This is a genomic window from Sphingomonas sp. Leaf343 (assembly GCF_001423765.1).
Taxonomy (GTDB): domain Bacteria; phylum Pseudomonadota; class Alphaproteobacteria; order Sphingomonadales; family Sphingomonadaceae; genus Sphingomonas.
Genome location: NZ_LMPG01000014.1, coordinates 22,173 through 42,678, shown reverse-complemented (window position 1 = coordinate 42,678; position 20,506 = coordinate 22,173). Strand labels below are relative to the sequence as shown.

Sequence of the window (20,506 nt, the reverse complement as noted above, 5' to 3'; positions counted from 1 at the left end):
ATTCGCTTTATGAAATCGTGATGGAAGAGGATCGGCGCGGAAGCATCCATAGATCACGGCTGAACGTCGTTGCCGGAAAGTACTTGTCCAAAGCCGCGTCATAATCGTATGAGCTCTCGGCGTAAATAAATGAACTGCTAGGTCTCCTGAACGCCGCTGGTAGATAGACGATGGGATACCACGTGTTTTGTTGACGCGTATCGATGTTGCGACCACGGCTCCAGTCGATCTTGAAGAGAAGGCCCAGCGGATGGACGGTGATTTGTGAAACCCGAACCTTTGCATTATCGGTATCGTAGGGAGCCATGATCTGCGTAGATGCGGAAAGGATAGATGCGATCTGCGCTTCGGTCAGCGTGCGATACTGCGACGTGATGTCGGCCATCGCGCGATTCATGATCGTGACGCGGCGTTTGCACGCCATCGCATCCGATAGTTGATAGCCGCCGAGAAACATCAGCACCAGCACCGGCAGGACGATTGCGAATTCGATCAGCGATGTCCCCCGGCGGTTTCCGCGCAATCTCGTCAGCAGGCGCGTCATCAGTAAAGCTCCGACTTGAAGACCATCGTGCCGATCACCAGACGCGATCCGTTCGACTGATTGCCGATGTTGAAGCCCAGCGGCGCGCTGCTGATTGGCCACATGTAAAGAAGTCGCAGGATGACGATACTGCCCGGCGATCCGGGGCTATACTGCCAGCTATTGTTGATGTTTCCCGCGGCATCGTAGGTCAGGGCGATCGTTGACGTATCGATCTGGCCGAAATCATTGGCGTTGCGCACATCCACGAAGAGCTTCGAGCACGACATGTAGGAGGGCAGTTGCGCGCACGCGGCTGCCTTGAACTGCGCCTGATTCGTGTTCAGCGTCGTGATCTGACCGGTCAGGACCCTGCGCGCGACGTTTTCCGCGGCGGTTTGAATGGTCTGTTGTACGAAGAAGACCAGTACGATCTGCAGAGTAGCGACCAGTAAGCCGATGAAGGCCGTCCCGCAGATCGCGAATTCGATCGCCGCGCCGCCACGCCGCTCCGAGAGGAGGCGCGGGAGAAGCGACGGACGCCGGAATCCACGGAACAACATGGATCGCCAATGCCATCTACACGGTAAAGATATGGTGAAGCCGCCCCGACAAGGGATAGAGCGACATGATGGAAGCCGATCAAATCGACGAGGCCATGATCCGAAGCGCCGTGCCGCCGCCCGCGCGGGCCGGCTGGCATGCGCTGCGCGAACTCGACGCGACATTTGGCGGCATTTTGCGCAATACACGCGAGCCGATGATTGGACAGATGCGGCTGACGTGGTGGCATGAGGCGCTGACGGCGCTCGACGTCGCGCCTCCACCGGCGCAGCCGGTCTTGCAGGGATTGGCCGGGTACGTTCTGCCGCGGGGCGTTCGTGGCGATGCGCTGGCGGACATGATCGACGGGTGGGAGTTGCTGCTCGACGGACCGGCGCTGGAGGACGCGACACTGTCTCGATTTGCGACAATACGGGGGGGAGGGCTGTTCCGGGCATTGGCGGGAGTGTTGGTCGACGGGCGACCGGATGACGTCGTCGCGTCGACCCTGTCCGCGGCCGGAGAATGTTGGGCGTTGGACGACCTGGGCACGCGGTTGAGCGACGCGACCGCCGCCAGACGAGCGGCGCGGCTTGCGGATGAGCGATACGAAGCAGCCTTCGATCTGCGATGGCCGCGAGCTTTGCGGCCGCTGGGCGTGTTGACGATCGTCGGACGAGCGCACCGGACGGGCGATCCTGCGCCGGGTAGTCCCGCACTGGCATTACGCCTGATCCGGTTCCGCATCACAGGGAAGTAGATCGCCGGCAAAAACCGCTTTACCCTGCTGCCGGGATAAAGGAGGAAGGCGATGATGTGGCGATATGTGGCGGGCGGGGCGGCGGGCGTTTCGGCGATCGCGGCGGCGGTGATGATGTGGGATGGCGAGGCGGCGAGCACCCGGCCGCTGTTGCCCTCCGCGCCGGCGGTGCAGGTCGCGACGACGGCCCCGGACGGCGCAGTGCCGGAGGCGTCTCCGGCGACACGCGAGCAGAAGCGGTTCGGGCGGTATGACAAGGACCGGGACGGCTCCGTCACGCGCGACGAGTATCTGGCGCAGCGGCGCAAGGCCTATGCGAAGCTCGACGCCGATGGCGACGGCCGGCTGTCGTTCGACGAATGGGCGGTGAAGGCGACCACCAAATTCGCCGCCGCCGATCGCGACAAATCGGGCGGCATGACCGCCGCCGAATTCGCCACGACGGCGGTCAAGCGGAAGCCGAAGCTACGCTGTCCTCCAGTTGCGGAGCGGGAGCAGCCGGCGGAGGAGAGTTGAGCCATTCCGCCAGCGCGGCCCGGCCGCGGTCGGTGTACATGCGCTTGCGATCCGCCTTCTTCGTACGGCCGGGGATCGGCGGGAACAGGCCGAAATTGACGTTCATCGGCTGATACGTCTCCGCTTCCGCGCCACCGGTGATGTGCCCGAGCAGCGCACCCAGTGCCGTCTCCACCGGCGGCGGCGCCAGCGTTTCGCCGCGCAATTCGGCCGCCGCGAACCGTCCTGCGAGCAGGCCGATACCGGCGCTTTCGATATAGCCCTCGCACCCGGTGATCTGCCCGGCGAACCGGATGTTCGGCCGCGATTTCAACCGCAGCGTCGGGTCGAGCAACTCGGGCGAGCGGATGAAGGTGTTGCGATGCAGCCCGCCGAGCCGCGCGAAGTCCGCGTTCTGCAGGCCGGGGATCGTGCGGAACAGGCGCACCTGTTCGGAATGCTTCAGCTTGGTCTGGAAACCGACGATGTTCCAGAGCGTCCCCTGCGCATTGTCCTGACGCAATTGCACGACGGCGTAGGGCCAGCGGCCGGTGCGCGGATCGTCGAGGCCGACGGGCTTCATCGGACCATAGCGCAGCGTATCGACGCCGCGCTCGGCCATCACCTCGATCGGCATGCACCCCTCGAAATAGGGCGTATCCTTTTCCCAGTCCTTGAACGGGGTCTTCTCGCCATCGATCAGGCCGGCGTGGAAGGCGAGATACTCGTCCTTCGTCATCGGGCAGTTGATGTAATCCTTGGTCTCGCCCTTGTCCCAGCGGCTGGCGAACCAGGCGATGTCCATATCGATCGTCTCGCGGTGGACGATCGGTGCGAGTGCGTCGAAGAAGGCGAGCGACTCCTTGCCCGTCGCCGCGCCGATTGCCTCCGCCAGCGATGCGGCGGTGAGCGGGCCTGTCGCGAGGATCGTCGGGCCATCGGGCAGCGCGTCCACCCGCTCCCGAACCAGCGTGACGTTCGGGTGACCGGCCAGAGCGGCGGTGACCCCCGCCGAATACCCGTCGCGATCGACCGCCAGTGCGGAGCCGGCGGGAACGCGATGCTTGTCCGCCTCCCGCAGGATCAGCGAGTTCAGCCCGCGCATCTCCTGGTGCAGCAAGCCGACGGCATTGGCGTCGGCATCGTCGGAGCGGAAGCTGTTGGAGCAGACGAGTTCGGCGAGGTCGTCCGTCTGGTGCGCGGGCGTCCGTTCGCCGGAGCCGCGCATTTCCGACAGGCGGACACGGAAGCCCGCCTCTGCCAGTTGCCATGCGGCTTCGGACCCGGCGAGGCCACCGCCGACGATATGGATGTCGTGTGTCATGCCCGTCGTTCACCGCGAATGGTCCCAAAAGTCACGGGAAAACGCATGCAGCCGGGACCATTCGCCACATCCGGCCGCCGCGTCATTCCCGGGGCGGCTGGGCGTAGCAGGCGGCGTAGAGCAGGCGATTGTCGTAGCGCCGCCGGACGCCGATGATGTGCCCTTCGCGATAGACCGGCACGAGGTGACCGTTCATCGCGCGGTCCATCGCCTGATCGAAGCTGCGCATCACGCCTTCGTCCTGCGCCGCGGCCCACGCTTCGGCGAAGGCGGGCGAGCGGTCGCGCAGGCGATAGGCGGACTTGGTGCTCATCCGCACGGCCCGTGCCGCGGCGCTGGCCCCGCCGAAGCGGGCGAGATGGGTCAGGAACATGTTCTGGCGATCGACCGACCAGCCGTCATGACGGCGGGACGGCGCGAGCGGCGGCGGTGATGCGGGATCGGTCATGCCGGGGAGGGTGACCGACCTTTTCCAACATTTGAAGGGGCGGTGGTCAGTTCGGGCGATTGGGGTCAGCGCCCATCGTCATGGCGCGCCCGCCCCCGGCATGACGAAAGTCAGGGCGCCTTCGTACCACGCGTGTCGCTGACCTCCAGCCAGTAACCGTCGAGATCCTGCACGTAGATCTGACGGACGCCGTCGAACCGCGTCTGCATCGTGCCGTGGTCGCCGGCGAGATTGGTCCACACGATCTTGCGGCCGTCCAGCCACGCGGTGACCGTCGCGAGATCGTCGACGTGGAGCGCGAGATGTTCGTTGCGGTTCGATGGCTTCGGCGCGGTCCGTCCGTCGAGGATATGCAGCGCCATGCCATGGCCGAGATCGAGCCAGCGGCGGTTCTTCAGCGGCGTCGGGATCATCCGCAGGCCGAATGCCTCCCGGTAGAAGGCGGCACTGCGATCGATATCCGCCGCCTGGATCGCGACATGCTCCATCTCCGCGGCGGGACGGGACGGTGGGGCAGTCGAGGCTTGCGGCGCGAGCGCGAGCAGCAACAGGGCGGGGATCGACGACATCGGGGAACTCTCCTGGATAGCGCCCGACACGCTATCGGATTTTTCCGGGCGCGCCAGTCGTCGTTCAGCCGCCCCCGATCCCCTCGATCACGATACCGGTGCCCTCACAGACCGGGCAGGTGCCGGAATCGATCCGGCCGCTGCCGTTGCAACGAGGGCAGCTATTCTCACCGGTGCCGGGGGTGCCAGCCGGGGCCTGATCGCCGGGCTTCGTCGGTTCGTCCGTCATCGTTCCTTCTCCTTCGAGACGGCAACGCATGAGCAGAGGATGGGCTTCGTGCCGCATCGGGGATGGCCGTTCATGGGACGACGGCGCACGATCATTCGGTCGATCCTGTTGCCGTGTGGGTTCACAGAACGACCGGCCCGCCGCGCTCCTCGAAAGCTATACGATCGCCAGCAGCTTCGGCTCGTCCAACTCCCATCGGACGTGCCGTCCATATTCATCGTGACAGACGGAGCGATGCTTCCGGTATGCAATCGTGATGGCATCCGTTGAGCGGCGACGCCGCAGCGCCCATCTTGGTCCGATGAAGATCTTCACCATCGGGTATGAAGCGACCACGGTCGACGGGTTCATCGCGGCGTTGGCGGCCGCCGGGGTGGAGCGGGTGATAGACGTGCGGGCGCTGCCCCTGTCGCGGCGACCGGGCTTTTCAAAGTCGTCGCTGGCGGCGGCGCTGGGGGAGGCGGGGATCGATTACCGTCATCTTCGCGCACTCGGGACGCCGAAGCGCGGGCGGGACGCGGCGAAGAAGGGCGATGTCACGACGCTGGAGGCTGTGTACGCCGACCAACTGGAACTGCCCGAGGCGCAGGCGGAAGCCGCGACGATGCTGGCGCTGGCGGCGGAAAAGCCGAGCGCGCTGGTCTGTTACGAACGGGACCCGTGCCACTGCCACCGCACGCTGTTGCTGACGGCGATGCGGGGCGAGGTGGCGGGGGCGATCGAGGTGGTGGACCTGTTTCCCTGACGCGGTCAGGCCGGCTTCTTCGACTTCGGCGCGGATTTGGGCTTCCGGGCGGCGGCCTTGCCCTTGGACCTTTTGCGCTTCGGCGTGTCGCGGAACGTCATGAACAGTCCGCCGGCAATCGCGGCCAGCCCCAGACCCAGCCCGGCACCTACAGCGATGATGCCGATGGTGTTGGGACGCGTCGGTGGAGGCGTGGTGGCGACGCGCGGATCGCCGGGGGGCGGGGCGTGGTCGTCATGCGGCTTCGGCGGCGTCTGCAACGGATAGGGCGACTGGTTGCCCGCGGGCACTGGTGGTGTGTGGGTCATGCGGGTGCAACCGGCGAGCGCCGGGTTCGGTTGCGCGATCAGTCGCAGGCGAAGCGATAGCTGCCGTCCAGCGCCACGGGCAGGACCAGGGTGCGCAATCCCTCGCTGCGGGCGGCGATGCAGAGGCGGTCGCGCGCGCCGTCCGCGTTGGTGCGATAGGCGGCGCGGTATTCGGCGTTGAGCACGGGTTTGCCGGTGGCGACGAACGCGCGATACGCGCCGCATTCGTCAAATTCGTGGCATTGCTCGTTCACCGCCAGGTCGAAATCGGGAGCGAGCGTGGCGATCTGCGCGAGATCGTTCTTGAGCGCGATGGCGAGGCCGGCACGGTGTGCTTCCGTGGCGAGGAAGCGGTTGAAGGCGAGCTGATCGGCGGCGGTGAAGCTGAGGCCGGAGCGATTGTCGGGTTCGAACCCGTCGACATTGTCCGGCTCGACGCCGTCGCACCCCTTGGTGGCGGCGATGGCGATGCGCGCGGTCATGGTCGCGCGGACCCTGGCGGAGCGGATGTCCAGCCAGCGTTCGCCCGCCCAGCCGTCGAGCGGATTGCCGAGATCGGCGGCGGCGAACTGCGCGTAGTCGGGCCGCCAGTTCTCCGCGCTGCCGGCGGAGAAATAACAGAGGACGCGGCGGCCCTGCGTGTGCAGCGTGGCGATCGTCGTGGCGGGGGTGTCGAACAGATCGATGTCGTAGATCGCGACGTCAGCGCGGGTGTCGACGGTGCCGCTCAGCTGCCACTGCCAGCTGTCGGTGGCGCGCGGGCTCCAGCGCATACCGGTGGGTGGCGCTGGGGTCGGGTCGGGCGTGGTCGTCGCGGTCGGGGCGGGAGCGGGCTGTTCCGCGTCGTCGCTTCCGCCGCCGCCACAGCCGGCAAGGAGGACGGCGATGAGGGTCGTGCGGATCATCTTTGCCCTTTTACCTGTTGGCTTCGGGCGCAATGGATCGGTGTGCCGTACAGGTGGCTCAGCCCGCAACGGGGAGCTTCACTGCACCGTCAGGGTCGCGCTCCAGCGGGCCATAGGCGATGACGGTTTCCAGCAACAGCGGGCCGTAGAGATGCGGGAAGAGCTGACCGCCGCGGCTTTCCTCCCACTTCAGCGATGCGCCGAAGCTGCCGAGATCGACGGCGGCGACGTGGAGGTCGTGCTGCCCGGCGAGATGCTTGTCGACCGTCTCCGTTAGTTGATCGGCGGTGGAGAGGTGGATGTAGCCGTCGGCCACATCCACCGGTGCCCCGTCGAAGCGGCCGTCCCGCTCCAGCGCTGCCATCTGGTCGGCGGTCAGCACCTTGTACGCGGTTTGGGTCGTCATTCCGCGTCGTCCCCGTCGTCGCTCTCGTCGACCTGCTCGTCCAGCGTCTGCGGACCGGTGCCGTCGTCGAGCGTCAGCGCATCGTCCGCTGGCATCGCCGGGGTGTCCGACAGCTCCTCGGCGACGATCGCCTCGGCGTCGTTCTCCGGCTCCTCCTCCTCGTCGATGCGGGCGGCGGAGACAACGTGTTCGCCCTTGCCGACGCTGAACAGGGTGACGCCCTGGGTGTTGCGGCCGGTGACGCGGGTGTCGCCGACCGACAGGCGGATGAGCTTCGCCTGATCGGTGACGAGCATCAATTGCTCGCCCGAATGCGCCGGGAAGCTGGCGACGACCGGACCGTTGCGGTCGGAGGTGACGATGTTGGTGATGCCCTGACCGCCGCGATTGGTGCGGCGATATTCATAGGCGGAGGTGCGCTTGCCGTAGCCGTTGGCGGTGACGGTGAGGATGAATTCCTCCGCCGCCTCGAACTCGGCCATGCGATCGGCGGGAAGGGTGATCTCGCGCTCGCCTTCCTTCCACGGCGCGGCCTTCAGATACGCCTCGCGCTCGGCCGGCGTGGCGTCGAAGCCCCGCAGGACGGAGAGCGAGATGACCTCGTCACCGTCCGCCAGCCGTGCGCCGCGGACGCCGGTCGAATCGCGGCTCTGGAATTCGCGCACGTCGGTGGCGGAGAAGCGGATCGCACGCCCCTGACGCGTGGCGAGCAGGACGTCGTCCTCCTCGGTCAGCAGCGACACGCCGATCAGCCGATCGTCGGAGCCTTCGTCGAAGCGCATCGCCAGCTTGCCCGAGGTACGGATGCTGGCGAACGCGTCCATGCTGTTGCGGCGCACCGAACCCCTTGCGGTCGCGAACATGACGTGCAGGTCACCCCAGCGCAGTTCGTCCTCCGGCAGCGGCAGGACGGTGGAGATCGTCTCCCCCGGCGCCAGCGGCAGCAGGTTGACCATCGGTCGGCCGCGCGTGGCGGGGCCACCCTCCGGCAGGCGCCAGACCTTGAGCCTGTAGACCTTGCCGGCGGTGGAGAAGAACAGGACCGGCGTGTGCGTCGAGGTGACGAACAGGCTGGTGACGGCGTCCTCGTCCTTCGTCGCCATACCGGCGCGGCCCTTGCCGCCGCGACGTTGCGAGCGGAAGGTGTCGAGCGGGGTACGCTTGATATACCCCTCCATCGTCACCGTGACGACCATGTCCTCGCGCTCGATCAGGTCCTCGTCGTCGATGCCGTCGGCGGCGGCGGCGATCTCGGTCCGGCGCGGGGTCGCGAACTGGTCGCGGATCGCCTTCAACTCGCCGCGCATGACCTCGTACAGCTTCACCCGGTTGGCGAGGATTTCAAGCAGTTCGGTGATCGAGTCGGCCAGCGTCTTCAGCTCGTCGCCGATCTCGTCGCGGCCGAGCGCCGTCAGGCGGTGGAGACGCAGGTCGAGGATCGCGCGGACCTGCGCGTCGGACAGGCGATAGACGTCGCCGACATGGTCGACCTCGACTGCCTCGACCAGCCGCAGGTACGGCGCGATCTCGGCGACGGGCCATTCCCGCGCCAGCAACGCCATGCGCGCGGCGGTGGGGCTGGACGATCCGCGGATGATCCGCACCATCTCGTCGAGGTTGGTGACGGCGATGACGAGGCCGAGCAACAGATGCGCCCGGTCGCGCGCCTTGGCCAGTTCGAACTTCGAGCGGCGGGTGATGACCTGCTCGCGGAAGTCGATGAACGCGGCGATGATATCGCGCAGATTGAGCAATTCGGGCCGGCCGCCGCGGATCGCGAGCATGTTGGCGGGGAACGACCCCTGCGCCGGCGTATGCCGCCACAACTGGTTGAGCACGACCTCCGCCGTCGCATCGCGCTTCAGGTCGATGACGATCCGCACGCCCTCGCGGTTCGATTCGTCGCGGATGTCGCTGACGCCCTCGATCCGCTTTTCCTTCGCGGCCTCGGCGATCTTCTCGACCAGCGCGTTCTTGCCCTGCTGGAACGGGATCTCGGTGAGGATGATCGACTGGCGATCGCCGCTCTTCGTCTCGATCTTGTAGCGCGAGCGGACGATGATCGAGCCGCGGCCGGTGCTGTAGGCGGAGCGCGCGCCGGCCCGACCCAGGATGATCGCGCCGGTCGGGAAATCCGGACCCGGAACGATCTCGGTCAGTTCCTCCGACGTGATCGCGCCGTTGTCGAGATAGGCGAAACACGCATCGATGACTTCGCCGAGATTGTGCGGCGGGATGTTGGTCGCCATGCCGACCGCAATGCCGCCCGCGCCGTTGACCAGCAGGTTCGGAAACTGCGCCGGCAGGACCGACGGCTCACGCTCCGACCCGTCATAGTTCGGCGTGAAATCGACGGTATCCTTGTCGAGCCCGTCGAGCAGCGAATTCGCGACCTTCGCCAGCCGCGCCTCGGTGTAGCGCATCGCGGCGGGGGGATCGGGGTCCATCGAGCCGAAATTGCCCTGACCGTCGATCAGCGGCACCCGCATCGACCAATCCTGCGCCATGCGGGCGAGGGCGTCGTAGATCGCGCTGTCGCCGTGCGGGTGATATTTACCCATCACGTCGCCGACGATGCGGGCGGATTTGCGATACGCCTTGCCCGCGACGAAGCCGCTTTCATACGCCGAGTAGAGAATACGGCGATGCACCGGCTTCAGACCGTCACGCACGTCGGGCAACGCACGAGCGACGATGACGCTCATCGCATAGTCGAGATAGCTCGACTTCATCTCGTCGACGATGGAGATCGTCGGCATGCCATCAGGATTGGCGGGAGGATCGGCGAGGACGATGTCGTCGGCCAAGGTCAGTATCCGGATCGTTACAGGGGTGTGGCAGTCCTAGGTCGTCCGGCAGCCATTGTCCACGCGTGCGCGCGTGCGAGAGGGACGCAGGCCGGCGTCCGCTACGGCGTGACTTCCTTGCCCTCCCAGTCGAGCAGCTTGCCGGTATCCGGTGCCTTCAGGGCGTCGATCACGTCGAGCAACTGCACCGCCGCGCGTGACGGCGTGAAGAGCTGGTCGGCGCGGACGTTGCCCTGGAACGGTTTCGACAGGGAGGTGTCGACGGTTCCGGGATGAAGGCCGACGACGATGCTGCGATCGTTGCGGCGCTTTTCCTCGATCGCGGCGGTGCGGACGAACTGGTTGAGCGCCGCCTTCGCCATGCGGTAGCCGTACCAGCCGCCAAGCCGGTTGTCGCCGATGCTGCCGACCCGCGCGGACAGCACGGCGAACACGCAGCGGCCGGTGCGCGGCATCTTCGGCAGCATGTGCTTGGCGACGAGGGCGGGGCCGATCGTGTTGATCGCATATTGCCGCATCAGCCACCCGGCATCGAGCGCGGCAAGGCCCTTTTCCGGCGATCGTTCGTCCTCGTGCAGCAGGCCGGTGGCGACGAATACGAGCGTCGGCGGTGTGGTCAGCGATGCGGCGGCGGCGGCGACGCTCGCCTCGTCGATCAGGTCGAGATGATCCGCGCCCGTGAAGCTGCGGGCGAAACCGCGGACCAGGATATCCTCCTCGCGCAATGCCTCGACCATCGCCGCGCCGATGCCGCCCGACGCTCCCACGACGATCGCGGTCATCGCGAGAACCTCCAGCGGGTCGCGTCACTCTCGGCGGCGACGAAGCGATAACCGTCGGTATCGAAGCCCTTCATCGCCTCGACATCGTCGACGCGGTGTTCGACCAGCCAGCGTGCCATCATCCCCCGCGCCGTCTTGGCGTGAAAGCTGACGAAGCGGTCGCCATCGCGGAAATCGACCGCGATGACGCGGACGTCGGCGGGCAGCTTGCCGTCGACCGCCGCCCAATATTCCTGACTGGCGAGATTCAGGACGGTGTTCGATCCCTCCGCCGACAGGTCCTGCGCCAGCGCATCGGCGATCCGGCCCTGCCACCAGTCGGTCAGCTTCGCCTTTCGCGGCGCCCAGCGCGTGCCCATCTCCAGCCGGTACGGCTTCATGGCATCGAGCGGGCGGAGCAGACCGTACAGACCGGACAGCATCCGCAGATGGTGCTGCGCGTAATCGACCGCCGCCTCGTCCAGCGTCGTCGCGTCCAGCCCGGTATAGACGTCGCCCGCAAAGGCATAGAGCGCCGGTCGTTCGGGCGCGTCGGCGAAGTCGCGGAACCGGTCTGCGTTGAGCTTCGCCAGCGCGGGCGAGATGTGCATCAACTCGCGCAACCGCTTCTGCGGCAGCCGTGCCGCAGACCGGGCGAGGGCGCTCGCCTCTTCCGCAAAGCGCGGCGTGGTCGGGGTGAGCGCCGGCAGCGGCGTTTCATAGTCGAGGGTCTTGGCGGGCGAGATGACGGCGATCATCCCCGGCGGTTAGCGGGCGCGGCCCGCGCGTTCAATCGGCGGGTCGGCGTTCAAACACGGTTCAGCGCGGACCGGCGAAGGAACCAACATCCTCGCACTTGCTTGAAGGGGTGGAGCGGCATCGTTAATGACGCTTGCCACGCGACCGTTCCGGTCGGCAGATTACGGTCAACGGGGCTTAAACGCCCGATTGGAGAGACTTTCCCGATGAAGACGATCTCGAAATTCGCGCTCGCGCTGGCGCTGACCGGTGTCAGCGGCCTCGCCCTGACGGTGCCTGCCACCGCCGCGAAGAAGGAAGAGAAGGCCGGCCCGAAGTACAGCCCGGAGGTCATCAAGGCCGCGCAGGTCGCGCAGCCGGCGATCGCCGCGAAGGATTTCGCCGCCGCCGCGACGGCGCTGGGGCAGGTCGACGCCGCGGTGAAGACCGACGACGACAAGTATCTCGCCGCCGCTCTGCGCTACGACATGGAGAACCAGAAGCTGGTTCAGCAGCAGACCGCCAATCCCAACGCGCCGCTGAACGAGACGGCGCTGGCCGGTCCGCTCGACGCGCTGATCGCGAATCCCCAGACCCCGGCCGCCGACAAGGCGAAGTACGCCTATCGTCGCGGTGCGCTGGCCTATAACGGCAAGCAGTATCCGGTCGCGCTCCAGTATTTCGCGCAGGCCAAGCAGCTCGGCTACACCGATCCGAACCTGAACCTGCAGATCACGCAGGCGAAGGTCAGCAGCGGCGACGTGGCGGGCGGTCTCGCCGACCTTCAAGAGTCGATCAAGGCGCAGGTCGCCGCCGGCCAGAAGCCGCCGGAGGATTATTTCCGCTACGGCATCGCGCGCGCCAACGCCGCGAAGCTGCCGACGACGGGCGACTGGCTGCGCAGCTACGTCGCCGCCTATCCGACCGCCAAGAACTGGCGCGACGTGATCGTGACCTATGGCCTCTCGGGCAACTCGATCGCCAAGCTGACCGATCCGCAGAAGATCGACCTGTTCCGTCTGATGCGCCTGACGAAGTCGCTGGCGGACCAGAACGACTATCTGGAATATGCCGACGACGTGCAGCGCCGCGGTCTGCCGAACGAGGCGCAGACCGTGCTGAAGGAAGGCATGGCGAACGGCAAGATTCCGGCCGGCAATACGCAGGCGAAGGACCTGCTGGCGGCGGCGACAACGTCGATCAAGGCGGACGGCCCGATCGCTCCGCAGGAAAAGCGCGCGACGGCGGCGGCGGACGGCAAGATCGCCGTGGCGACGGCGGACGGTTATCTGGGTTTGGAAAACTACACCAAGGCGGCGGAACTGTACCGGCTGGCGCTGACCAAGGGCGGGGTCGATGCCGACGAGGTCAACACCCGGCTGGGCATCGCGCTGGCCCGCGGTGGCGACCGCGAGGGTGCCAAGGCGGCGTTCGCGGCGGTCAAGGGCGCGCCGCGCTCCGGCATCGCGCAGCTTTGGACCGCGTATCTGGAGGCTCCGGCGCCGACCGCCTGAGCCGTTCTGCCAGTAGCTTGAAAGAGGGGGCGGCCGCGACGCCGTCCCCTTTTTATCAGGCGTCGGGCGTTATTCCTGCGGCACCGGCACGCCGGAGACCGACTTCGCGGTGCGGATCGTCAGCGAGGTCTTGACGCTGGCGACGTTCGGAGCCGGCGTGAGTTGTGTCGTCAGCAATTCCTGAAAGCTCTTCAGGTCCGCGGCGACGATCTTCAGGATGAAGTCGATCTCGCCGTTGAGCATGTGGCATTCGCGCACTTCGGGGATGGCGGCGACGTGGTTCTCGAACGCGGTCAGGTCCGCCTCCGCCTGGCTGCGTAGCGACACCATGGCGAAGACCGTAATTGGAAAGCCCAGTCGCGTCGCGTCGAGATCGGCATGATAGCCGCGGATCGCCCCCGCTTCCTCCAGTGCCCGCACGCGGCGCAGGCAGGGCGGTGCGGTCAGCCCGACGCGGTCGGCGAGCTCCACATTGGTCATGCGACCGTCCGCCTGTAAAAAGGACAGGATCTGGCGGTCGATACGGTCCAACATTGGGATGCTCCGTGGTTCGTTCGATTCGGGTTATGAAATCAGCTCTAGCCATAATAATGTTGCGAACAACCGCAATTGTCCCACAATGTGACGGACCGAAATCGACCGTTCCGCAGCGTCAGCTTCATCGTTAAGGAAGCGTTACGAGCCCATTCCAACGGCATTTGGACCTGCATTTGCGCTTCGACGACAGCCTTCGCACCGTTCTTTCCGCCGGCACGGCGACGGGTTTCGGCGCGTCGGCGGCGTGGCGGCAACTCGTGGACCTGATGGGCCGCGGCCGGATCGGGACGGACGACGCCGTCCTGGCGCGATTGCGGATGCTGCGTCCGGAGGTTCCGGTCGGCGTGCGTGCCGCCAGCGCCCGGGCGCTGGCCTTCGCCCGACCTCCCGCCAGTCTGGTCGCGCTGTTCGCGGAGGACGAGCTGATGGTGGCGGCTCCCGTCTTGCGCGCGGTGGAGCTCGACGCCGGAGAATGGCCCGAGCTTATGGCGCGTCTGACGCCGCCCTGCCGCGCGGTGCTGCGCGGCCGCCGCGATCTGCCGGCGGAGGCGGTTCGCGCGCTGGAGAGTTTCGGCAGCGTCGATTTCACGCTGGTCGACCACCGGCCCGCAGTCGCTGCGCCCGAAATCGTTCCGGCAGCACCAGCGGTCCCCCGGGCGCCGCTGTCGCCCAGCCCGTTCATGGCATTGGGCGACATCGCGCGCAGCCTGCCACTGGTCGCGGAGGCCTTGCGGCAGGCGGAGCAGCCGCCCGCGAACGACGTGACGGCGGGCACGGTCGCCGGCGACGGCGACGGCGACGGCGAGCCGAGCTTCGCGATCAGCGACATCGTAGCGCGGATCGACGCCTTCCGACGGGAGCACCCGACCCCCGCCGCGGTCCCCGCGGTCGAGCCGCCGACGGGATTCCGCTTCCTGACCGATGCCGCCGGTGTCATTCGCTGGGTCGACGGCGTCGGCCGGGCCGGGCTGGTCGGCGTCGCGCTGGCGCGGCCCGGACAGCAGGGCATGGTCAAGGTCGATGCCGGCATCGCCGCGTCGCTCCGCCGCCGGGCCCGCTTCATCGATCTCAGGCTGGAGGTCGAGGGCGCCGGTGATGCGGCCGGATCGTGGCGCGTCGCCGGAATGCCCGACTTCGATCGCGCGACGGGCCGTTTCACGGGGTTCGCCGGCACCGCACGCCGGCCGTTTCGCCACGAAAGCGCTGCGCCCGTCGAACCGCGCCGCTCGGCCGCATCGGATTCGCTGCGCCAGCTCGTCCATGAACTCCGCACGCCGGCCAACGCCGTCGCCGGCTTCTCGGAACTGATCGCCGCCGAGCTGATCGGCCCGGTACCGGAAACCTATCGCGAGCGTGCGGAACAGATCGGACGGCAGGCGGCGGACCTGATCGCGGCGATCGACGATCTCGACACCGCGGCCCGGCTGGAAAGCTCCGCGCTCGACCTGCGTGCGTCCAGCGTCGCGTTGCGCCCGCTGATCGAGCGGGTCGCGGCGGATCTGGCGACGCTGATCGCCACGCGCGGTGCGGTGCTGGAACTCGACGTCGACGACGTGCTGATCGCGGCCGACGACCGGGCGGTCGAGCGGGTGGTCGCGCGGTTGCTCGCGACGCTGGTCGCGGCGACGGTTCCCGGAGAGCGGATCGGCATCCGTACGGATGCCGATGGGCCGGTCGCGACGATCGTGATCGACCGGCCGGGCGCGCTGGGCGATCTGGTCGGCAACGCGCTGTTCAGCCTCGACGATCTCGGCGAAGAGGCAGGCGGACCGTTGCTGGGCGCGGGCTTCACCTTGCGGCTGGTCCGCAACCTCGCCGCCGAGATGGGTGGATCGCTGACCGTCGCCACCGACTGCTTGACGCTGTGCCTGCCCGCGGTTCAGGACCATGTCATGGAACAGGCATCGTCCGAACTGCGGTGACCGTCGCGCCGTACCGGCCTGCCGCCGCTCGCCCGGACGAGCAGATCGTCTGGCCCGCGATGTTCGGCACGCGCTTCCTGATCTCCGTCGACGTGGAGGAGGAGTTCGACTGGTCCGCGCCGCTCGACCGGACGCATCGCGCGACGACGGCGCTGTCCGCACTGCCGGCTACGCATCGCCGCTTCGCGGACCGCAACATCGGGCTGCTCTGCCTCATCGATCACCCGGTCGCCACGGACCCGGCCGCCGGCCCGATGCTGCGCGCCATGCTGGCGGATGGCCGCTCGGCGGTCGGTGCCCAGCTCCACGGCTGGGTCAATCCGCCGTTCGATGAACCCGGTGCGGCGGCGGCGGCCTATCCCGGCACCCTGCCGGAGGCGCTGGAGGCGGCCAAGCTCGACCGGTTGACCGATGCGATCACGGCGGCGGTCGGGACGCCGCCGATCGCCTATCGGGCCGGTCGCTACGGCATCGGGCCACGCACGCTGCGATTGCTGGCGGCGCGTGGCTACCGCGCCGACAGCTCGATGCGCAGCGGCTATGATTACGCGGGGCAGGGCGGGCCGGACTTCACCGCCATCGGCCCCCACGCCTTTCGCCGCGAAGACATTCTGGAGCTGCCCCTGACGACGATCTTCACCGGCTTCGCGAGGGCAGGGGGAGCCCGCCTGCACCGCCTGCTGGGTCGTCACGGCCGCGGCGCGTTCGCGCGCACCGGACTGCTCCAGCGAGTGGCCCTGACGCCGGAGGATATGCCGGTGCGCGCCGCCGTCGCCGCGATTGATCGCGCAGTGGCGGACGGCGTGCGGCTGCTGACGCTGTCGTTCCACTCTCCGTCGCTGGTACCGGGACACACGCCCTATGTGCGCGATGCCGCCGATCTGACGGCGTTCCATCGCTGGTGGGACCTGGTGCTGGCGCATCTCGAGCGGCGCGGTGTCAGGCCGACGACGCTGGCGGAGGTTCTCGCCACGGCTATGCCGTGACGATCTGTCCCTCCGCGACGGCGACCGGCCACGCCGTCAATCTCTGCCCCTTGCACGGCCCGCCGACGCATTCGCCCGTTTCGATCGCGAACAGCGCGGAATGCCAACTGCACGCGATCAGCTCGGCATCGGGCGTCAGATACCGGTCGAGTTCCTGCGCCAGCGGCAGGCCCATATGCGGGCAGCGGTCGACATAGCCGTGTACGGCATCGCCCCGTCGCACGACGAAGCCGTGAAACCGGCCGGCGCGAAGCTGCAGCACGAAGTTCCGGGCCGCCCCGTCCGCGATCAGCCCGACCGGCCCCAGCCGCACGCCCGGCGGCGTCGCGAACACCCTTTCATCGCTCATCCCGCCGCGGTGGCGATGCACGCCGGTGCTGTCAAACCACGAAGCGGCTTGCGTTCAGCGTCCAACGATGGCTAGGGCCACAACAGCGTCGGGGAGTGGCGCAGTCCGGTAGCGCGCCTGCTTTGGGAGCAGGATGTCGCAGGTTCGAATCCTGTCTCCCCGACCACTTTTCCGCCATTTCCGCGATAGCACCGCCGAGGCGGTTTACAGGCGGTTTACACTAGCACAAGTTTGAGAGAGCTCAGGCAGGTGATATTTCGCTTTGCGAGTGTCCGATTATGGCGGCGGCTTGGCTGAGCGGCATGGGATATTTTCCGGACCAATCAAGCTCGATGCGGAGGCCCGACCGGGGCCACAACATGCACGGTTTTCCGCTCAGTCGCAGCGTTCAACCTGAGGTGCTCGTGCGATGGCGTTCTGCGGTGCGCCAACACGACTGTCTAACCGAATGACAATCCCGCACGTTGCGCGCCTTCCTTACAAACACAGATTGCGCACTCGGGAAGCCCACTCTTTCTGTCGCTTGCCAGCGCACGGCGACTCCCTGATCATGCCTGATAACGAATCAGCGGGGGCGAAGGATCAGCATGGCGACCGAAGCGATAAGCGGCGAGAAGACGGGTACTTTCACTGCTGAGAGCTTGCCGGTAGCGATCGGAAGCCTCCTGGAAATGAACAACTATCGCGTCACCCACGACGTCCACCTTCATGGTGCGCAGATCGATCTAGTTGCGGAGTCGAAGGGTGATCCGTTCGCGCCCAAGCTGTATATAGAGGCGACGATCGAGTATGTCTCGACGGCGAAGTTTGGCAAGGATGTGACCAAATTCATCTTAATTCAGCGGCAGTCGCCTGGAAGCGTATGCCTCTGCGTTTCATCCACCGGTTTCACCGCTGACGTCAACGAGCGCGCTGCGGCGAGCGGCGTGACCACGCTTACTTATCAGCAGCTATTTCAACGGTTCGAAAAGTTCGGCGAATACGCCGAGCATATTTTGGCGGACAAACCAATCGGCCAGCTGGTTGCTACGTATTAAGAGCCACAATTTAGTGACACAAAAGGTAAAGAATACGCAACCAAATGGCTCGGGCAATGGAAAGGCTTCGCACCTGATGAGGCAAAATGGCTCATTGTTCTTGGTGAGTACGGGACGGGTAAGACGTCTCTAACAAAAGTACTCCAATATCGATGGCTTCAAGAATATCGCGACGACCCATCGAAGCCTCTCCCAATTCGGGTAGAACTGCGGAATTTCTCACGGCAATTCGACGCGCGGGGGTTACTTCATCATTTTCTCGATTCGAACAATCTTGGGCATATATCAATCGAATTCTTATTGCATCTGATAAGAACCGGCCGAGTAGTTCTTCTACTAGACGGTTATGACGAGATGGCGCAGTTTCTTAACGCGCGAGAAAGGCGTGCATGTCTGAAAGCATTAGCAGACCTTTCAATGGATGGTGCAAAAGGGATCATCACAAGTCGCCCGAATTATTTTACGGAAAGCGAAGAACTCAATGTCTTCGAAGCGCTTTATTCTACGCTAGAGCAAAATAAATATTATATTTCTCAATCAGAACGCTCGTTTATCAACGAAGAAAGGGCGGTCGATCAGCTTGTCGAACGGTATGTCCTCTCCCGTTATGAGCGCTCGCTTCAGGATCTTACGCCAGAACAGACGGAGGCACTTGTCCGACGTAAGCTAGCAAGAGACAAGAGCGGGCAGGATATCATCTTGTCCATCCTTCGGCGTGTGTTCCGGGATGAGGACAATGGTAAACGGCAGGCTCTTTCGGGTAAGCCCGTAATCATAACGTACTTGCTTGAGCTCGTAGATGAGTTGCGAAAGGATGAACGGTCGGTTTCTGTAGAAGCTTACAGTGAATGGCAGCTATACAGAATGATTCTTGATCGCCTGATGTTGCGTGATGCTGGACGCACGTCACTGGCTGCTCCTGTACGTCGCAAGGCGCTTCAGTCACTTGCTTTAGCACTTTCGGCTCGCGGTGCTAAGGTTGCGGATGAAGAAGTCTTCGCCGCGATTATCGAAGAGGAATTCAAGGGTGAGTTGCGGCGGTTGCAGCCAGAGGAGCGCCGCTCAAAGCGCGATGAGCTTTTTGAGGAGTTGCGCAGCTCTGCCACGTTGACGCGCGTTAGTGGGGGCGGCAAAGATGGATATCTATTTTCCCACAACTCGTTGCGGGAATTTTTAGTGGCTGAGGTAGTACTTCAGTCGCTCGTTAGCCGGTCTCCTATGCTGGTACGGGTTCCAATTACAGCAGCTATGCGGGTGTTTGTAGGCTCAGTCTCAGGTGATGACGCTAACACTCTGTTAAATAGCCTAACTGATCTTTGGCCGGTTCGAGCGAATGGCTTTGCACTCGGCCCTTACCTTGTTCTTATGTGGGATCTTATCCGACGACATGCCGCCAGTCCCCTGATTGGTCTCTTGCAAATTACTTCGGAGGGAACAGGAAATGTCGCCCGTCTGTCGAATGTCACGCTACGAGACTGGGACCTTTCGTCGAGCATTCACGGCGAAACCGTGGCGATTGATGCGACGGGCAGCGATCTTTCCGGCGTACATCTGTCAGGATTGGCTCTTGTCGGCTCCGATTTCAGTGAGGCCGTGCTTGATGGTGTAAACTTCTCCGGTTCGGATCTCACGGGGGTGAGCTTTAAGTCGTCGATGTTGTTCGAGTGTAACTTCATCGATGCTAACCTAGACGGAGCCGATTTCATCGGAGTAGACCCGGACATTGATATAATCGCGAAGTCGGCAGATGGCGCGGAGTCGGTATTAAGTGGTAAGCATGCCATCGGGTACTTGCGATTTGCAGGAGCGTCGACCGATTACATTGACAACTTCTACATTTATTCTAACCACAGGCTCTTTCCGATTATTGCTAAAATCAGCGAAAAGCTGACGACGAACCGGAACAATCAACTTCGTGGCTTGACGCAGCGTGGCGAGGCGCAAGTCGACCCGCGCTTTGCCCGGGCCTTCGTTGATCGCCTTAATCAGCTCGGGTGGTCAGAGGTAGATAAAAACCAACTAGTCTCCATAACTGCCCTTGGGCGTTCGGCTCTAGGTAAACTAGTCGACGCGGAAACGATGGCGGACGAGGTTAGCGCGTTTATTTCGAGTTGGAGGTGATCGCCGCTACTTCCCGCGGGTAGGTGACCGGCCAATGGCGCTGGCCTTGTACCTTATAACGTAGGAATGCGCTTTTGCGCGGCTGTCGAATACAGCGATTGGTTTATCTACAGCGTTTTTCAAGACTTCATATCGACCATCCATCCTCTCGCGGAGGGTATAGGGGATTGTCGACATAGCGAGTCACCTTCTGCAGCGAGTCATTAGGGCAGCATCGTCAACAGCGCATCCGCCGTCAACAAAACTCGTCCGCCCCCCCCTAATCCGTCACTCTTAAAAGATCATTAGACCAAAGTACTGGTGATCCGCATCGAGCGCTCGGCTGTCGACCGCATGTCCGCTTGTGGCAACCACCCAACGCTTTCGCCGTGGAGCCGTAAAATCGAGCGATATCAACGCCGGTTGCCCGTACAGGCCTGAAATCCGGTGTCATGCAGATCAATGGCTTACGCGGGCAGGGGCAACAGCTCGCGGCCGAA

General features: G+C 65.0%; 22 protein-coding genes and 1 tRNA gene. 9 read left to right on the top strand and 14 right to left on the bottom strand.

Annotated features, from left to right (window positions below; genetic code table 11):
• Nucleotides 1-7 precede the first annotated feature (7 nt).
• Together ASG07_RS12990 and ASG07_RS17305 are read right to left on the bottom strand one after the other, a co-directional pair.
• Nucleotides 8-544, bottom strand: a complete 537-nt coding sequence (locus ASG07_RS12990) for a TadE/TadG family type IV pilus assembly protein (protein ID WP_055847370.1) — start codon at nucleotides 542-544, stop codon at nucleotides 8-10.
• Nucleotides 544-1,086: a TadE/TadG family type IV pilus assembly protein gene (locus tag ASG07_RS17305; RefSeq protein WP_055847365.1), complete on the bottom strand. Its 543-nt coding sequence runs from the start codon at nucleotides 1,084-1,086 to the stop codon at nucleotides 544-546. The genes ASG07_RS12990 and ASG07_RS17305 overlap by 1 nt, the downstream gene beginning before the upstream one ends.
• 95 nt (nucleotides 1,087-1,181) lie before the next feature.
• On the opposite strand from ASG07_RS17305, the gene ASG07_RS17300 reads away from it, so the two are divergent.
• Complete coding sequence (locus ASG07_RS17300) at nucleotides 1,182-1,826, top strand: squalene/phytoene synthase family protein (RefSeq protein ID WP_168377349.1); 645 nt, start codon at nucleotides 1,182-1,184, stop codon at nucleotides 1,824-1,826.
• Between the two features lie 54 nt (nucleotides 1,827-1,880).
• The gene (locus tag ASG07_RS12975; RefSeq protein WP_055848052.1) at nucleotides 1,881-2,342 is read left to right on the top strand and encodes an EF-hand domain-containing protein; all 462 of its coding nucleotides are present in this window, start codon (nucleotides 1,881-1,883) and stop codon (nucleotides 2,340-2,342) included.
• Here ASG07_RS12975 and trmFO read toward each other — a convergent pair.
• The 4 genes from trmFO to ASG07_RS17525 all read right to left on the bottom strand — a co-directional run bounded on the left by trmFO (nucleotide 2,275) and on the right by ASG07_RS17525 (nucleotide 4,891).
• A complete protein-coding gene (gene trmFO / locus ASG07_RS12970; protein WP_055847358.1) occupies nucleotides 2,275-3,645 on the bottom strand; it encodes a methylenetetrahydrofolate--tRNA-(uracil(54)-C(5))-methyltransferase (FADH(2)-oxidizing) TrmFO in 1,371 nt (456 codons plus the stop codon). The genes ASG07_RS12975 and trmFO overlap by 68 nt on opposite strands.
• A gap of 82 nt (nucleotides 3,646-3,727) precedes the next feature.
• Nucleotides 3,728-4,093, bottom strand: a complete 366-nt coding sequence (locus ASG07_RS12965; RefSeq protein WP_055847353.1) for a hypothetical protein — start codon at nucleotides 4,091-4,093, stop codon at nucleotides 3,728-3,730.
• A gap of 110 nt (nucleotides 4,094-4,203) precedes the next feature.
• Entirely contained in the window at nucleotides 4,204-4,662 is a 459-nt protein-coding gene (locus tag ASG07_RS12960) for a VOC family protein (RefSeq protein ID WP_055847350.1), read from the bottom strand.
• Nucleotides 4,663-4,726: 64 nt separating this feature from the next.
• The gene (locus ASG07_RS17525; protein WP_168377348.1) at nucleotides 4,727-4,891 is read right to left on the bottom strand and encodes a hypothetical protein; all 165 of its coding nucleotides are present in this window, start codon (nucleotides 4,889-4,891) and stop codon (nucleotides 4,727-4,729) included.
• A 301-nt stretch (nucleotides 4,892-5,192) separates the two neighbouring features.
• Between ASG07_RS17525 and ASG07_RS12955 the strand changes: the two genes are divergently transcribed.
• Entirely contained in the window at nucleotides 5,193-5,636 is a 444-nt protein-coding gene (locus ASG07_RS12955) for a DUF488 domain-containing protein (RefSeq protein WP_055847347.1), read from the top strand.
• A gap of 5 nt (nucleotides 5,637-5,641) precedes the next feature.
• Here the strand turns inward: ASG07_RS12955 and ASG07_RS12950 are convergent, their stop codons facing one another.
• From ASG07_RS12950 to yaaA, 6 genes are all read right to left on the bottom strand, one after another.
• Nucleotides 5,642-5,944, bottom strand: a complete 303-nt coding sequence (locus tag ASG07_RS12950) for a hypothetical protein (RefSeq protein ID WP_156361875.1) — start codon at nucleotides 5,942-5,944, stop codon at nucleotides 5,642-5,644.
• Nucleotides 5,945-5,982: 38 nt separating this feature from the next.
• The gene (locus ASG07_RS12945) at nucleotides 5,983-6,849 is read right to left on the bottom strand and encodes an endo alpha-1,4 polygalactosaminidase (RefSeq protein WP_055847340.1); all 867 of its coding nucleotides are present in this window, start codon (nucleotides 6,847-6,849) and stop codon (nucleotides 5,983-5,985) included.
• A gap of 58 nt (nucleotides 6,850-6,907) precedes the next feature.
• Nucleotides 6,908-7,255, bottom strand: coding sequence for a DUF952 domain-containing protein (locus ASG07_RS12940; protein WP_055847337.1), 348 nt, complete (start codon nucleotides 7,253-7,255; stop codon nucleotides 6,908-6,910).
• A complete protein-coding gene (gene gyrA, locus ASG07_RS12935; protein ID WP_055847334.1) occupies nucleotides 7,252-10,062 on the bottom strand; it encodes a DNA gyrase subunit A in 2,811 nt (936 codons plus the stop codon). Before gyrA ends, ASG07_RS12940 begins: the two co-directional genes overlap by 4 nt.
• 101 nt (nucleotides 10,063-10,163) lie before the next feature.
• Entirely contained in the window at nucleotides 10,164-10,844 is a 681-nt protein-coding gene (locus ASG07_RS12930) for an SDR family NAD(P)-dependent oxidoreductase (protein WP_055847330.1), read from the bottom strand.
• A complete protein-coding gene (gene yaaA / locus ASG07_RS12925) occupies nucleotides 10,841-11,581 on the bottom strand; it encodes a peroxide stress protein YaaA (protein ID WP_055847327.1) in 741 nt (246 codons plus the stop codon). Before yaaA ends, ASG07_RS12930 begins: the two co-directional genes overlap by 4 nt.
• Nucleotides 11,582-11,788: 207 nt before the next feature.
• On the opposite strand from yaaA, the gene ASG07_RS12920 reads away from it, so the two are divergent.
• Nucleotides 11,789-13,075: a hypothetical protein gene (locus ASG07_RS12920; RefSeq protein ID WP_055847324.1), complete on the top strand. Its 1,287-nt coding sequence runs from the start codon at nucleotides 11,789-11,791 to the stop codon at nucleotides 13,073-13,075.
• 69 nt (nucleotides 13,076-13,144) lie between these two features.
• Here the strand turns inward: ASG07_RS12920 and ASG07_RS12915 are convergent, their stop codons facing one another.
• Nucleotides 13,145-13,609 carry an Lrp/AsnC family transcriptional regulator gene (locus tag ASG07_RS12915; RefSeq protein ID WP_055847323.1) on the bottom strand — a complete coding sequence of 155 codons (465 nt, stop codon included), beginning with the start codon at nucleotides 13,607-13,609 and terminating at the stop codon, nucleotides 13,145-13,147.
• 164 nt (nucleotides 13,610-13,773) lie between these two features.
• Here ASG07_RS12915 and ASG07_RS12910 point away from each other — a divergent pair, with 164 nt between their 5' ends.
• Both ASG07_RS12910 and ASG07_RS12905 read left to right on the top strand, forming a co-directional pair.
• A complete protein-coding gene (locus tag ASG07_RS12910; RefSeq protein WP_236694678.1) occupies nucleotides 13,774-15,534 on the top strand; it encodes a sensor histidine kinase in 1,761 nt (586 codons plus the stop codon).
• The gene (locus ASG07_RS12905) at nucleotides 15,531-16,520 is read left to right on the top strand and encodes a polysaccharide deacetylase family protein (RefSeq protein WP_055847322.1); all 990 of its coding nucleotides are present in this window, start codon (nucleotides 15,531-15,533) and stop codon (nucleotides 16,518-16,520) included. The genes ASG07_RS12910 and ASG07_RS12905 overlap by 4 nt, the downstream gene beginning before the upstream one ends.
• On the opposite strand, the gene ASG07_RS12900 is transcribed toward ASG07_RS12905, so the two are convergent.
• Nucleotides 16,510-16,869: a Rieske (2Fe-2S) protein gene (locus tag ASG07_RS12900; RefSeq protein ID WP_055847319.1), complete on the bottom strand. Its 360-nt coding sequence runs from the start codon at nucleotides 16,867-16,869 to the stop codon at nucleotides 16,510-16,512. The two genes, ASG07_RS12905 and ASG07_RS12900, sit on opposite strands and share 11 nt — an antisense overlap.
• A gap of 89 nt (nucleotides 16,870-16,958) precedes the next feature.
• Between ASG07_RS12900 and ASG07_RS12895 the strand changes: the two genes are divergently transcribed.
• From ASG07_RS12895 to ASG07_RS16990, 3 genes are all read left to right on the top strand, one after another.
• Nucleotides 16,959-17,035: transfer RNA gene (locus ASG07_RS12895), tRNA-Pro, on the top strand.
• 421 nt (nucleotides 17,036-17,456) lie between these two features.
• Nucleotides 17,457-17,906, top strand: coding sequence for a hypothetical protein (locus ASG07_RS12890; RefSeq protein WP_055847317.1), 450 nt, complete (start codon nucleotides 17,457-17,459; stop codon nucleotides 17,904-17,906).
• A 93-nt stretch (nucleotides 17,907-17,999) separates the two neighbouring features.
• Nucleotides 18,000-20,027: an NACHT domain-containing protein gene (locus tag ASG07_RS16990; RefSeq protein WP_236694696.1), complete on the top strand. Its 2,028-nt coding sequence runs from the start codon at nucleotides 18,000-18,002 to the stop codon at nucleotides 20,025-20,027.
• The last annotated feature ends 479 nt before the right edge of the window (nucleotides 20,028-20,506 follow it).

Bases quoted from the DNA above. Each gene is read 5' to 3' on its own strand.
- ASG07_RS12990 (WP_055847370.1), bottom strand. From the start codon at position 544: ATGACGCGCCTGCTGACGAGATTGCGCGGAAACCGCCGGGGGACATCG.
- ASG07_RS17305 (WP_055847365.1), bottom strand. From the start codon at position 1,086: ATGTTGTTCCGTGGATTCCGGCGTCCGTCGCTTCTCCCGCGCCTCCTC.
- ASG07_RS17300 (WP_168377349.1), top strand. From the start codon at position 1,182: ATGATCCGAAGCGCCGTGCCGCCGCCCGCGCGGGCCGGCTGGCATGCG.
- ASG07_RS12975 (WP_055848052.1), top strand. From the start codon at position 1,881: ATGTGGCGATATGTGGCGGGCGGGGCGGCGGGCGTTTCGGCGATCGCG.
- trmFO (WP_055847358.1), bottom strand. From the start codon at position 3,645: ATGACACACGACATCCATATCGTCGGCGGTGGCCTCGCCGGGTCCGAA.
- ASG07_RS12965 (WP_055847353.1), bottom strand. From the start codon at position 4,093: ATGACCGATCCCGCATCACCGCCGCCGCTCGCGCCGTCCCGCCGTCAT.
- ASG07_RS12960 (WP_055847350.1), bottom strand. From the start codon at position 4,662: ATGTCGTCGATCCCCGCCCTGTTGCTGCTCGCGCTCGCGCCGCAAGCC.
- ASG07_RS17525 (WP_168377348.1), bottom strand. From the start codon at position 4,891: ATGACGGACGAACCGACGAAGCCCGGCGATCAGGCCCCGGCTGGCACC.
- ASG07_RS12955 (WP_055847347.1), top strand. From the start codon at position 5,193: ATGAAGATCTTCACCATCGGGTATGAAGCGACCACGGTCGACGGGTTC.
- ASG07_RS12950 (WP_156361875.1), bottom strand. From the start codon at position 5,944: ATGACCCACACACCACCAGTGCCCGCGGGCAACCAGTCGCCCTATCCG.
- ASG07_RS12945 (WP_055847340.1), bottom strand. From the start codon at position 6,849: ATGATCCGCACGACCCTCATCGCCGTCCTCCTTGCCGGCTGTGGCGGC.
- ASG07_RS12940 (WP_055847337.1), bottom strand. From the start codon at position 7,255: ATGACGACCCAAACCGCGTACAAGGTGCTGACCGCCGACCAGATGGCA.
- ASG07_RS12930 (WP_055847330.1), bottom strand. From the start codon at position 10,844: ATGACCGCGATCGTCGTGGGAGCGTCGGGCGGCATCGGCGCGGCGATG.
- yaaA (WP_055847327.1), bottom strand. From the start codon at position 11,581: ATGATCGCCGTCATCTCGCCCGCCAAGACCCTCGACTATGAAACGCCG.
- ASG07_RS12920 (WP_055847324.1), top strand. From the start codon at position 11,789: ATGAAGACGATCTCGAAATTCGCGCTCGCGCTGGCGCTGACCGGTGTC.
- ASG07_RS12915 (WP_055847323.1), bottom strand. From the start codon at position 13,609: ATGTTGGACCGTATCGACCGCCAGATCCTGTCCTTTTTACAGGCGGAC.
- ASG07_RS12900 (WP_055847319.1), bottom strand. From the start codon at position 16,869: ATGAGCGATGAAAGGGTGTTCGCGACGCCGCCGGGCGTGCGGCTGGGG.
- ASG07_RS12890 (WP_055847317.1), top strand. From the start codon at position 17,457: ATGGCGACCGAAGCGATAAGCGGCGAGAAGACGGGTACTTTCACTGCT.